Genomic DNA, 14,269 nt, shown 5'->3' on the forward strand with positions numbered 1-14,269 from the left:
AATAACAGGTAACCATCATGGCGAAAGACCTAAATCTACTGCGAAATATTGGAATTTCAGCGCATATCGACTCCGGTAAAACGACGCTCACCGAGCGCATTCTCTTTTACACGGGCCGCATCAACGCGATTCACGAAGTGCGCGGTAAAGACGGTGTCGGCGCCAAGATGGACTCGATGGATCTTGAGCGCGAAAAAGGTATTACGATTCAGTCCGCGGCGACCTACGCGACCTGGGGCAAGTACAACCTGAACGTCATCGACACTCCGGGCCACGTAGACTTCACCATCGAGGTGGAACGTGCGCTGCGCGTGCTCGACGGCGCTATCCTCGTGCTCTGCTCGGTGGCTGGGGTTCAGTCGCAGTCCATCACGGTGGACCGTCAGATGAAGCGCTACAACGTGCCTTGTATCGCGTTCGTGAATAAATGTGACCGCGCAGGTGCGGATCCGTTGCGCGTGTGCGAGCAGCTTCGCACCGACCTCGGCCATAACTCGGTCATGATCCAGCACCCGATCGGTCTTGAGGACCGTCACGCGGGTCACGTGGACCTTCTGAACATGCGCGCTTACTACTTCGACGGCGACAACGGTGAGATCATCCGTGAAGAAGATATCCCTGCGGATCTCGTTGAAGTCTGTGAAGCACAGCGTGAAAAGCTTCTGGAAGCGCTCGCTGACCACAATGACGAGCTCGCGATGCTCTTCCTTGAGGGCGAAGAAGTCCCTTACGACCTAGCTCTCGCGACCCTTCGAAAAGCAGCGATCGCACGTAAAATTACGCCAGTCTGCTGCGGTTCTGCATATAAGAACAAAGGCATTCAGCGACTTCTCGACAAAGTCTGTGAACTCCTTCCGAGCCCGCTCGAGATTGGGTACCATGCACTTGACCAGGACAACGATGAGCAAGAGGTGCAACTCGAGCCAGTGCCTGAGAAGCCACTCGTCATGCTTGCGTTCAAACTTGAAGATGGCCGCTACGGCCAGCTCACCTATTGCCGTGTTTACCAGGGTAAACTCGACAAAGGCGACACCATCTTCAACTGTGTGAACAACAAGAAGCACAAGGCTGGTCGTCTGGTTCAGATGCACGCCGACGAGATGCACGATGTGGAATCGGCTCAAGCCGGCGATATCGTGGCGCTCTTCGGTATCGACTGCGCCTCCGGTGATACCTTCACCGACGGCACCGTCAACTACACCATGACCTCGATGTTCGTTCCTGAGCCTGTGGTGACGCTCGCTGTGGAGCCGAAGAAGAAGGACGGCCTTGCCAACTTCTCCAAAGCCATCAACCGCTTCTCGAAAGAAGACCCAACCTTCCGCGTCCACCGCGACGAGGAGTCAGGGCAGACCATCATCGGCGGTATGGGTGAGCTTCACCTTGAAGTCTACATCGAGCGTATCCGTCGTGAGTACGGTGTGGAAGTTGAAGTGGGTCAGCCACAGGTTGCCTACCGCGAGGCGATTTCGTCGCGTGCAGACTTCAACTACACCCACAAGAAGCAGACCGGTGGTTCGGGTCAGTTCGCTCGCGTGGCTGGCTACCTCGAGCCAACTACTGAGGAAGGCGTCAACTACGAGTTCGTCAACAATATCGTTGGTGGTGTGATTCCGAAGGAATACCAACCATCCTGCGACAAGGGCTTCCAGCAGGCCATGCAAGAAGGCGCGCTCATCGGATTCCCCGTGGTCAATATCCGTGCGTGCATCAATGACGGTCAGTTCCACCCCGTTGACTCGAGTGATATGGCGTTCCAGATCGCGTCACGCGCTGCGTTCCGCGAAGCCTACATGAAGGCTAACCCAATCATCCTCGAGCCGATCATGAAGGTTGTGGCTGACACCCCTGAGGAGTTCGCAGGAACCGTGCTCGGAACGCTCAACAAGCGTCGTGGTGTCATCGTGGGCAATACGTCCAAGCACGGCATCAGCTCGATCGAAGCTGAAGTTCCATTGAGCGAGATGTTCGGTTACTCCAACGAACTTCGTTCGGGTACACAAGGAAAGGCTGAATTCTCCATGGAATTCAAAAAGTACGGACCGGTTCCACGCCAGATCCAAGAGGAGTTGGTCAAGGAATACCAGGCTAAGCGCGCTGCTGGCCGCTGAGCTTAGACCTACTTTCGAGATTACTAAAAATGACGAGGTGGAAACACCTCGTCATTTTTTTGTTCATGATCGAAGCACTAACGTCAAAATATTGATGTTTTTTGAAGGTTTGCCGTATTCTAAAGTGTAGAAACTGAATACGAAAACTTTAGACGAAACTTGTAAAAGTCCCGGGGGACGCGCATTATTTTGGTCAAGAGAATAAGAAATCCAGGACCAAGGATACCCATGCGGTATTTACGCGCGATGCAATTCTTTGTTGCATTGGCTCTCACGTTCGTGGGCGCTGATGTTGCATTTGCAATATGTGGTGATGGGACGCGTCAAGCGAGCGAGAACTGCGACGATGGCAATACCGTGAGCTTTGATGGGTGCGATTCGCTCTGTCAATTGGAGTACTGCGGCGACGGCATCCGGAACAACACCCCGCTTGAGACCTGCGATGACGGCAACCAGATGTCCGGTGATGGGTGCGACCATAATTGCGAAGTCGAGATTGAGTACTCGTGTACCGGCGCACAAGGCGAGCTCTCCTCGTGTGTCAGAACATCGATTTGCGGCAACGGCACCGTGGATCCGGGCGAGGAGTGCGATGACTCGAACCTCGTCAACAATGATGGGTGTAGCGATACGTGCAAGGTTGAGTCGTGTGGCGACGGAATCGTTCAGCCAACTGAGGCCTGCGATATGTTCCAGCTCACAGGTACTCACCCGGGGTGCCTTGCTGATTGTACCGTTGGACCCGGCTATAGCTGCGCTAACGAAGTCGGTCTGCCATCGGTGTGTACCGAGGTCTGTGGTGATGGAATCCAGACCCCACGTGAAGGCTGTGATGACGGGAATCTCGTAGACGGAGATGGATGTAGCGCGATGTGCGCTGCTGAGGTGTGCGGCAATGGGTTCATCGATGCCGGCGAAGCGTGTGACGACGGAAATACGGTAGCCGGGGACGGTTGTGCTGCCGATTGTCTGACGGTTGAGCCAGGTTTTGAATGCGGCGCGTTTTGTATGCCAACTACGAGCTGCACCCCCGGAAACTTGGTCAAGTATATTGGCACGTCGGGTGTCTCTAACAGCACCTATATTGGCAGCGATGCTGCAAACCCGTATCGAATTTTCGCGTACTACAATATCGCAGCATTCAGTTTGGCTGGGGGAGAGATTCTTTCGTTCGACAGCATTTCTGCGGAGACGGCTCCTTTGCGCGCCAGAATTTGGATGGCTAGTTCCGATTCTTTAAGTAACCGAACGAGCCCATGGACGCTCGTGGTGGACGATTACACGATGCCTCATAACGGGGATACAAAGCTTCGAAACTTCGACCTCCGGTTTCCTGTGACGGGTGCATACTCGCACGCGGGTGGATACCTCTTGATGAGATGGGAAATCATTCAAGGTGGCCACACGGTAAGGCCGGGATTGAACTCCTACTTCGAGGGGAGTTGGAAAGACGCTGACGGTGTTGAGGATGCGGCGCTCACTGCCCCTGGCTGGGATTCTCTGATGTCATCGAGTTACGCCCTGGAGTTCGTCATCCGAACCGGGCCAACGCCGTGTTTTGACTACGAGGCAGTTGGGGGTTGTGGTGGCAATCAAAAGGCTACGTGCGATGCCGCGACCTTGAGCTGCAAGCCCCCGTCGGCCGAACTTTGTTCCGACGCGACGCGAAACTGTGGTTGCGGTTCCGGTACATGCTCGGATTGTGAGTCGCAGACGCGCTGGAATCTATTTAACTATTTCGACTGCGTCGATGGAGTCTATTTCACATACCAGCGACTCGCCTACTACGAGTACAGTTGCTACGAGTCGACCACCAGCAGGTTCTGTTCCACGAACACAACAAGTGGAGGCTCATTTACCTCGTACACCCTCCCAAGCTTCGATTTTGTGGGATGCCGCGACGGTGATATCTGTACTCAGGATACTTGCACGAGTACGTCATGTGTGAACTCAGAGGTTCCCGCGGTGGCATGTTATGACGGCACTTCGGGCACCCAGGGCGTTGGGGCATGCGCCGACGGTTTGGAATACTGCCGCGATCCCGGTGTTTGTGCCGGTCAGGTTTTGCCCGCCGCAGAGGTCTGTGACGGCATCGACAACGATTGTAACGCCGTCACCGACGACGACCCCGACGCCTCGTTGACCTGTGACGATGGAAACGCAGCCACCGCAGATTCATGCGCGACCGGAACCTGCCAAAACGTACTCGTCTGCACCCAGACGGATACAGATTGTGGGACCACGACCTCATGCGAGAACTGTAATCTGCAGGACGGTTGGTACAACGTTGGAACACCTTACGCGTGCTGCTCAGGCGGTGGGCAATCGTGCGACTGCCAGGATGAGGAATACCGAGACTACTACTGTAACGCCGGAACCTGCTTTGCCGTTGTGACGGCTACCAACGTTCAACAAACGGGGTGCACCACGTGCGATGACGCGAACCTCTGCACGGACGACTTCTGCAACGCCGGCACGGGAGCCTGCGATGCGACCAACAACACGTTCTCGCAAGCGTGTTACACAGGCCCTGCAGGCACCGAGGGTGTTGGTCCGTGTGTGGCCGGCACCGAAACCTGCAGCGGTGGTGTGATGGGCGCGTGTACCGATGTCACGCCTTCGGTAGAATCCTGCGATGGCTTTGATAACGACTGCAACAACTTGATCGACGATGGGCTCGCCGACAACGACTGCCCGCTTGGTCAGGCGTGCCACGCCGGCGCGTGTTTCGACCAGTGTGTAGATACACCGGATTGCCCCGCTCAAACGTGTTTCGACGACTCGTTCGTCTGTCTGGACAACGAACCATGCAACTCCGTGACATGTCCTGGCGCCAATATCTGTTACGAGGGCGCATGCTACCCGGGATGTAACTCGGATATCGACTGTACCCAGGCCGATACGCGCTGCTACCAATCACAACGCTGTCTGCAGGCCGGCCAAAAGTGCCGAAACGTCCAGTGTCCTGTGGGCGAAACCTGCCGTGAAGGTGGCTGCTACGAGCCCTGCGCGGTCACCGCGGACTGCTCAGACATGAACGCCGAGTGTTATGACGGCTACTGCATGACCACGCCATGCGGCGGAATCGATTGCCTCATGGACGAGGTATGCTGGCAGGCAAACTGCTTTGAGAGCTGCCTCGTCGACGACGATTGCTCCGACCCATCCCACGCATGTTGGGACGCCACACGCTGCGCGCCTGCCGCTGATCCGTGCTCCAACGTCATCTGCCCCGAAGGCGAGTTCTGCTATGGCGGCTCATGCTTTGTGGATTGTACCCAGAACGTGGACTGCACGGACCCCGGCCACGCCTGCTACGACGCCGCTCGCTGCGCAACAGACGCCTGTGACGGCGTTCAATGCCCAACCGGCACCGGATGCTTTGGCGGAAACTGCTTCGACCTCTGCGCCTCCGACGTAGACTGCACCGACCCCGGTGATATCTGTTTCGAGAACTTCTGTATGACTGACGCCTGCGAGAGCGTTCAATGCCCCGAAGGCATGAGCTGCTATCTTGGCGGCTGCTTTGACCCATGCGCCTCAAACGCCGACTGCACCGACCCCACCCACGAGTGCTATAACGGACTCTGCGCCTCCGACCCGTGCACCGGAACCCTTTGTCCTGTGGGCGAATCCTGTTGGGGCGGCTATTGCTTTGTAGACTGTGACTTGAACCCAGATTGCTCCACGGTGAGCATGACCGCCTTGTGTTGGAACGAAGACCGCTGCTCAGACGACGTCTGTGCAAACGTCGCGTGCCCCGTGGACGATATCTGTTACGGCGGCGCGTGCTTTGAGACCTGTGGCGAAACCGCCGATTGTTCAGACCCTACCCACGCCTGCTACGACGGCCGATGTACCTCAGAGGCCTGCGCGGGAGTTCAATGCCCGCAGGGCGATATCTGCTACGCCGGAACCTGCTTTGAGTCCTGTGCTGGCGGCGCTGTGTGCTCGGACCCGACCCATAGCTGTTTTGATGATCGATGCGCGGCAGACGATTGTGCCGGCGTTCAATGCCCAACGGACAACGTCTGCTACGGCGGCGCCTGTTTTGAGTCTTGTGGGTCCACCATCGACTGCTCCGATCCAAGCCATATTTGCTTCGACTCGCGCTGCCAGGACCCTTGCGCCGGTACCACATGCGGCGGCGGTGAGACCTGCTACGCCGGAACTTGCTACGAGACCTGCAACGTAGACGCTGACTGCTCCGACCGAGACTCTATCTGCTTTGACGAGCGATGCGTGAGCCCTGAAGATCCTGCATGTGATGGCGTAAACTGCCCAACCGGCGAGGCCTGTTACGGCGGAACCTGCTACGAGAGCTGCGGAACCGATGCCGATTGCTCCGATCCAAACTCGATTTGCTACGGCGATGTCTGCCTCGCCACCGATTGCGGAAGCACTCGATGCCGCGCGGGCGAGGTCTGCTTTGGTGGGGCGTGTTTCGCGGAATGTGGTGATGATGCCGACTGCTCCGACCCATCACACGCATGCTACGACGGCCGCTGCGCGAACAGTGCGTGTGAGGCCATCGCGACCGACCTGATTACGGATTATAACGCGAACCACCCGTTCAAGAACCTCGGCCACCGTCTCAATGCCTCGCAGCTCTCCTCACCCGCTGTTTGGCCACGGCCTTACACCCAACCGGGAACGAGTTTTGACGATTGGGTGCAACTTCCAGATGCTACCGCCGTTTCGGCCGCTCGAGACGTGCTCCAAAAGTCTAAAGCACGCGTGATCTTCTTCCTCGATGAGGGCAACAAGAAGTACTACATCTGGCTCGCTCACGGTGACGACGACCCCGCCCAAGGCTACGCCGAGGTCACCTACTCAATTCGTTTCCTCAACGAGGACCCAAGCGTGGTCTTGATGGATGACCGAGACCGTGAAGGCTACACCATCGCGCCAAAACACGGGAACGAAACTCAAGTGCAGGTCTTCATCAACTCCGTGGCTGGCACTACCGGAGGTATCGCGTTTGAGATGCCAGCGGATAAGCCATGGCAGGCTGAAATCAACTCGCAATTCTCCGGCGATATCGTCGCCTGGGAAGTCATGAACGGCGAGCGCAACAAGCCTATCAAAGTGGCGCGGCGCGACGAGACATTGACCATTGGCGTGGTCCCGCTGGAGTACAACTCCTTCGATCCGGCCTCCGGATTTGAATGCGATACGTACCGTCCCGGAATCTGTGGACGTGGCTCATTGCATCAGTGTACCAATTGGCAAATGCGCTGCTTCAATTCCGTCAATGCCGCGGCCTTCGAAGTGTGTGATGGCGTGGACAACACCTGTGATGGGCGCGTGGACGCTCTGGACGACCTCCGAGTCCCCATGCTCTACACCCGTCAGTGGGATATACAGCGCTGGCGCGTTTGGCCGACATTCGACTCGAACCAGACCATCAACGATTGGGTGAGGCGTCGCACACGAAGCGGTGATAACCGCCTCGGCTACACCGACGCACGCCAGATTGACGGGTCTTCGTTCCAGCGAGTTCGGCAGGTCAATCTTGCGGCGCATCGCCATCTGCCTACTGGCCAAATCTCAACGCCCGTCTTCATTGGTGCTTACAGCGACGACGACGATGACGAGGATGACTTTGGAGGACGTGATGTCAAGATGGGGGTGAGGGCGCTGGGAACCACGCCTTTGGAACGCTCGTTTGTGGCCTGGTACGACGACCGTCCACCGGCGAGCACAAGCGACAAAGTCTTGAAGCGTTTTGAGTCCTCAAATGGTCGCTACGACGCGGATTTCAAAATCGAGGAGTTCGGTAACGACCGAATCGAGTCCGATACATGGGCGCCACGGCCCTTGTGGAACGCCTATTTCCTCAATCCGATCGAATATCGAATCGTCTACACCGACATGATCTGGCGCTATGCATGGAGGCGTGTACAGCCCGGTCTTCCAAAGTCGGATTTGAACCGTGCTGCTGGTCTTCAGGTCAGAACCGAAAGCGCGCCTATCGACGAAGCCTTCTGTATCAGCGACCAGGTTACCGAAGATGGGTGCCGAATCGGTGTCTATATCTGTACCGCAAACGGGATTCAGTGCTCGGCGCCAGACGCCGCCATTTGTAGCAGAGGCTGCACCGACGGTGATGGCGACGGACACGATGACTTTGACCCGGTCTTCTGTCCCGACGGGACCGACTGCGACGACGACGACCGGTTCACCTACCCGGGCGCACCAGAAATCTGCAACGGCCGCGATAACTCCTGTGACGGAGAACCCGACCAGACGGCGTCGGGTTGCCCGGACGGTCAAGCGTCTTGCGGTCCCGAAGAATGTGGGTTCCGAAATGTCTGTGTGTGCCCAGAGGGTCCAGAACTCCCAGGAGACCCGGTCAGCAAGTGTTTCTGCGGGGAGGGCCTTCAATGAGAATTACGGCTCTACTCACAGCACTTCTGATTTTTGCAGGGTGCGAAGACACCCCCGACGTGTCCCAAAAAGCTCCAGATGAAGTTACTAGGTCTCAGGCGATCACAAACCTGGAGTCGATCTTGACGCTCAATGGCGCTCAGAATACCGACGAGCTCGGGGCGAGCGCGGTAATATTTGGGACTCGGGCGTATATTGGGGCACCCGGGGCAGGCATTGTTGCGGTTTATGAACGCGGGTCAATCGGGACGTGGGCACAAGTTCAGACTATCCAGGCGCCGAATGCATCTGCAAATGCACGCTTCGGACACGCCGTAGCTGCATCGCAAGATTGGCTCGTGGTCGGAGCCCCAGGGGATTCCGAAGGTGGTCTGGACGCTGGCGCCATCTACCTTTTCTCGCGCTCAAATCTAAACTTTGTGAGAAAAACCACGGCATTAGGACCGGGCCAAAAGCTCGGAACCAGCGTGTTTGCGGGGGCAGACGTCTATGGAGGCGGAGCACCCGAGGCGAACGCTCGTGGAAACCTCTACGTCGAGACTCAAGACCCTCAAACCTTCGATTGGGGGCTCGCCGTTTCAACTTCACAGCTCTCACAGACTAACGAGCGCCTTGGCGCCTCGGTGGTCTACGACCCGCTAAGCGACACCATCATTGCCGGAATGCCAGGGCGTGCGTCCTCAAAGGGCGCCTTTGTGGCGTTTGAAAGAGTCATAGTGGAAGACCCGAACGAGCCCGAACCACTACCCGCAGAATGGCCGGCCTTCGCTGAGTTTGAGGCACAATCAAGCGGGGCATCGGACCGAGTTGCCGAAGCTTTGGCCTTGGACGGCCAAGTCTTGGTAGCCGGAGCTCCGGGGGCCTCCAGGGCTCATATTTTCACGTGGTCAAAGCCACAGGCTACCTGGGTCAAAGAACTCAGCGGTGCGGCGAATACCGGGTTCGGAAGCTCCGTTGCCGCACGCGGATCAAGAGTCGCCGTGGGAAGACCGCTCGCGACCCCACGAGGAAACGTGGAGATTTTTGGACGCGATATCGGGGGCGCTAGCAACTGGGGGCTCGAACACTCTCAATCCGAGAACGGCTCCGTGGTCTATGGCGCCGGACTTTTTTACGGCTCCAAACTCGTGGTCGGGGCGCCAGGGCAGGGCGGAAACGTCTATATCTACGATGTGCCTTCGGTTCCGACTGCCCTTGATGATGCCTATACCACAAGCGGGTTTGGCGTTTACTCGATCGGGGCACCCGGAGTGCTCGGCAATGATACCGATCCAGAAGGTGACCCTCTGAGCGCGACGCTCGTGCAGACGGCGTCCAACGGCACGCTTACGCTCAACGCCAACGGGAGCTTTATCTACACACCGAGCCAGGGATTCAGCGGTCAAGACTCCTTCACGTATACGGCCACAGATGGGCAGGGGACCTCAAATGTGGCCACGGTCACCATCACGACGCCCGCACTGAATCAGCCTCCGGTAGCCGTGGACGATAACGCCCAAACTACCCTCAACGCGTCCGTGCTCATCGATGTTCTTGCAAACGACACAGACCCCGAAAACGACCCGCTCACGCTCACGAGCGTCAATGCGGGCCAAAACGGAACCACGCAGATCGAGAACGGTCAGGTCCGCTACATTCCCGGGTTCAATTTCACCGGGCAGGACACGTTCACATACCTTGTCAGTGCGGACGGTGGATTTGACCAGGCCACGGTCACCGTGACCATTGAAACCGGCAACCGAGCTCCCGTAGCTAACGCCGACAATATCAACACGCTTGAGGATACCCCGGTCACGTTCGACCCTCTGGACAACGATACGGACCCTGATCAAGACCAGCTGAATTTGGTCTCGGTGACCGGCGCCACCAAAGGCTCCATCGCCATCCAAAGTGGCAGCGTCGTCTACACTCCAAATCCTAACGTTTCGGGTACAGATACGTTTGAATACCGCGTCTCCGATGGCCAGTTGGAATCCGTGGGACAAATCGTGGTGGCCATCGCCGAGGTCCCTGACCCACCCGTGACCGTGGCAGACGAAATCAACGTCTCTGAAAACACCTCCATTACCATCGATGTTCTAGCGAACGACTCAGACCCGGAAGGCGGTGATCTGGTGGTGTCTCAGGTTACGCAGCCTGCCAATGGAACGGCTCAGATCGTCAACAATACCGTCGAATACGTTCCGAACTCTCACTACTGGGGCACGGATTCCTTCAGCTACACCGCGCAGGACCCAAGTGGACGTTTTGCAAGCGCTACCGTGACCGTCACGGTCTTGCGCGTGAACTCGGTGCCAGTCTGGATTGCACCTACACCCAACAGACCAATCGACCATATCGCAGGACTTCCTCTCAGAATCATCGTGGCTGCTCGAGACGACGACCCCGAAGACACAGTGGTCTATGCGTTGGCGAACAAGCCTGCGGCCGCCACCTTTGATGCGGCCACCGGAGTTTTTGAATGGCAGACGGGTTTGCAAAATACAAACGTACTGATGACCTTCTCCGCCGCTGACAACGACATCACCATCACGCGTGAGGTCCAGGTAAGGCTCAGCTTCGAAGACCGCGATCTCGACGGCCTCCCCGATGAATGGGAGATTCAGGTCGGCCTCGACCCCAACGACTCCGATTCCGACGGCGACGGTATTAGCGACAAAGAAGAGGTAGGACCAGATCTCTCAAACCCGAGAGACACGGACGATGACAGTACCATCGACGCACTCGATCTCGACTCAGATGATGACGGCCTTCTCGATGCCGAAGAAGGCCTGGTCGACACGGATGGCGACGGCATTCCGAACTACCGAGATTTCGACTCGGATGATGACGGCGTGCAAGATGCGGATGATAACTGCCCGCTAGACCAGAACGAAGACCAAGCTGATCTCGATGGCGATGGTGTGGGAGATCTCTGTGATGACGACAGAGACGGCGATGGCATCTCCAATGCTCGAGAACTCGAGTGGAACACCGACCCGGATAACCCAGACACGGATGGCGATTTGATCACCGACGGACAAGAGTGGGGTCTTGGCCAAGCGCCTCGCGACACTGACGGCGACCAGGTTCCGGATGTGCTCGACCTCGACTCCGATGACGATACCGTCCCTGACTCAGAAGAAGCCGGGGATTCTGATCTGGCCACACCGCCGATCGATTCGGATTCGGACGGCATTCCGGACTTCATCGACGCGGATTCGGATAACGACGGCATCACCGATGGTTTCGATAATTGCAGGACCGTCTTCAATCCTGATCAAATCGACGCGGATGAGAACGGCATCGGGGATACGTGTGATCCCGATGTCGCCGACGAAGACGAAGATGGGATCGCCGATCTCGTAGATAACTGTCCTTCAACGCCGAATATGGATCAGACGGACTCGGACGGCGACGACCTCGGCGATGTGTGCGACGATGACCGCGACGGTGATGGCGTGCCTAACGACGCTGATAACTGCCCAGATGCTCCGAATTCAGACCAAGAAGACATGGATCAAGATGGGATCGGTGATGTTTGTGATGATGACAGGGACGGGGACTCCATTCCCAATCAGACTGACAATTGCCCCGGAATTTCTAATCCAAATCAGATAGATACGGATGAGGACGGCCGTGGGGACGCCTGCACAGACGTGACGGTGCCGGGCGGGCCGCTCGAAGAGGAAGAGGAGGCCGGTTGTTCGGGCTGTTCGAGTGGTGCTGCCCCTTATATCTGGCCGATTCTTCTGGGTTTCTGGCTCTGGAAGCCAAGAAGTCGAAAAACTAAGAAAAAAACACTTGCAACTTAAGAGTTCCTTCCATACTATCCGGCGCCCTGCCCACTGCAGGGTCTGTGAAGAGGTGTATGATGCGTGAAAAAATTAGAATGGTATCGTCAGCCGGGACCGGCTTCTTCTACACAACCATGAAGAACAAGCGAAAGACGCCAGACAAACTTCGTCTCAAGAAGTACGATCCCGTCATTCGTCAGCATGTTGAATTTGTAGAAGCCAAGATCAAGTGATCCAATAAGGTTTATATCATGAGCAAGTATCAAAAAATTAACTGGCGTCGGCGCAAAAAAGTCGATCCTTTCGAGCAAAACAAAGCCTGGAAGATCGACTACAAAAACCCCGAGCTCCTCAAGCTTTTCGTGACCTCGACTGGAAAAATTCTTCCTCGTCGCATCACCGGAGTGAACGCGCTCAACCAGCGCAAGCTTCGTCAGGAGATCCTCCGCGCTCGTCAGATCGCGCTCCTGCCTTACACGACGCACCACTCCTAATTTCGTCGCATGTAAACACCTCTCAGGCATCCTGTGATTGCGCGGGATGCCTTTTTGTGTTTCTTTTTGTCCGATCCCCCGACGGTGAAGGGTTATGGAGCTAGAGAAGCTCGCTGAGAGAATCTGGGAAATCGCTTCAGACCCGAAGGTCAAGTCCGAGGGTATCCAGCAAATCGCTCTGGGCATCCAGACGCTCGTCCAAGAGATAAACGAGGGCAAAGTGCCACGTGACTGGGCAAAAGGCGTCTCCGAGGCTCTGGGAGCGTTTGAGGAGCTAGCTGACGCGACTCCTTTGCCGCCTCAGAAGATCAGTGGGCTCGACCGATTCGTCGCCTCCTTCATCCAAGAATCCCAAAAACGCATGGCGGGGCTTTCGCTCTCAATCAACGGGGTCTTTGATTCCGACAATCAAGAGGCCGTTCGGCTCAGCGCGGAACACCTCCACGCTATCCGCGGTGGCGCAGCCATGCTCGAGCTCCGCGATATCGCTCGACTCGCCGGCGCCCTTGAAAAGTGCATTGTTTCCTATGGAAAAGCCAAAGATTTGGCCTCTCCTACAAGGCCGATTCTAAGAGCCTTTGCGGTTCTGAAGTCCACTATTGAGAATCCGGACGAAGCCGTAGACGCGCTGGTGGATGACGTCATCGAAGAACTCGAGCTCGCCATCAAGCAGCTTAAGACCCGCCACGATGAGTTTCGACGAGACCAGACTTCCACGGATACTCGTGTGCTGGAACAACGCATTCTCGTAGTTGATGACGTGAGCACCATCGCCTCGAGTATTGGCTTTATCCTTACAGAACTCGATATCCCCGTGGATGTGGCCAACTCGGGCTCAGAGGCGCTCGAAAAACTCAGGAAAGGCGCTTACTCGTTGGTGATCAGTGATGTGTCTATGCCGGACATGGACGGCTACGAGCTGGTCAAGGCCATGAAGGCCGACGAGATGCTCGAAGATGTTCCGATCATTCTTCTGACCCAACTGGACTCAGAAGAAGATCGCGCGCGAGGCCTAGCTGCTGGCGCGGACGACTTCCTGATCAAAGGTTCCATCGGCGGTGGCGAGCTCGTGGCTCGGGTCAGCGATTTGCTCGTTGATGCGCCCTATGTGCCCACGCGCGCCGAATCCAGACGTTCCGTTCTGATCGTCGAGGACACTGAGACTATCGCCGCTTCAATTGCTTTCGTGCTCTCGGAAGGCCCGTACGATATTGAGATCGCTCACAATGGCCGGGACGCGCTCCGCAAGATTGCACTCCGCGATTTTGACCTGATCATTTCCGATATTGAGATGCCCGCCATGACAGGGCTCGAACTCCTGAAGACGTTGAAAGAGAGCCCACGCACAAAAGACATTCCCTTTGTGGTCTTGACCTCGAGGAGCTCAGGCGCAAACGCTCAAGAGGCGATTCGGCTGGGCGCCACGCGGTTCTTAGTCAAAGGCGAGGTCGGCGCTGAAAAATTGCTCGGCCTTGTGAACGAAGTTCTGGAGGTCTGA

Annotated in this window: 6 protein-coding genes; all 6 read left to right on the plus strand. The window is 56.7% G+C overall.

The window, feature by feature from the left end; translation table 11 throughout:
• Positions 1-17: 17 nt before the first annotated feature.
• The 6 genes from fusA to FRD01_RS19270 all read left to right on the plus strand — a co-directional run bounded on the left by fusA (position 18) and on the right by FRD01_RS19270 (position 14,269).
• Positions 18-2,111: an elongation factor G gene (gene fusA / locus FRD01_RS19245; protein ID WP_146962563.1), complete on the plus strand. Its 2,094-nt coding sequence runs from the start codon at positions 18-20 to the stop codon at positions 2,109-2,111.
• Positions 2,112-2,339: 228 nt separating this feature from the next.
• Entirely contained in the window at positions 2,340-8,501 is a 6,162-nt protein-coding gene (locus FRD01_RS19250) for a DUF4215 domain-containing protein (protein WP_146962564.1), read from the plus strand.
• Complete coding sequence (locus FRD01_RS19255; protein WP_249755757.1) at positions 8,498-12,295, plus strand: Ig-like domain-containing protein; 3,798 nt, start codon at positions 8,498-8,500, stop codon at positions 12,293-12,295. Before FRD01_RS19250 ends, FRD01_RS19255 begins: the two co-directional genes overlap by 4 nt.
• A gap of 59 nt (positions 12,296-12,354) precedes the next feature.
• Complete coding sequence (gene rpmG / locus FRD01_RS19260; RefSeq protein ID WP_146964023.1) at positions 12,355-12,510, plus strand: 50S ribosomal protein L33; 156 nt, start codon at positions 12,355-12,357, stop codon at positions 12,508-12,510.
• Positions 12,511-12,528: 18 nt separating this feature from the next.
• Entirely contained in the window at positions 12,529-12,771 is a 243-nt protein-coding gene (gene rpsR / locus FRD01_RS19265) for a 30S ribosomal protein S18 (protein ID WP_146962566.1), read from the plus strand.
• Between the two features lie 94 nt (positions 12,772-12,865).
• The gene (locus FRD01_RS19270; protein WP_146962567.1) at positions 12,866-14,269 is read left to right on the plus strand and encodes a response regulator; all 1,404 of its coding nucleotides are present in this window, start codon (positions 12,866-12,868) and stop codon (positions 14,267-14,269) included.

Origin of the sequence: Microvenator marinus (assembly GCF_007993755.1) — a bacterium.
Classification (GTDB): domain Bacteria; phylum Myxococcota_A; class Bradymonadia; order Bradymonadales; family Bradymonadaceae; genus Allomicrovenator; species Allomicrovenator marinus.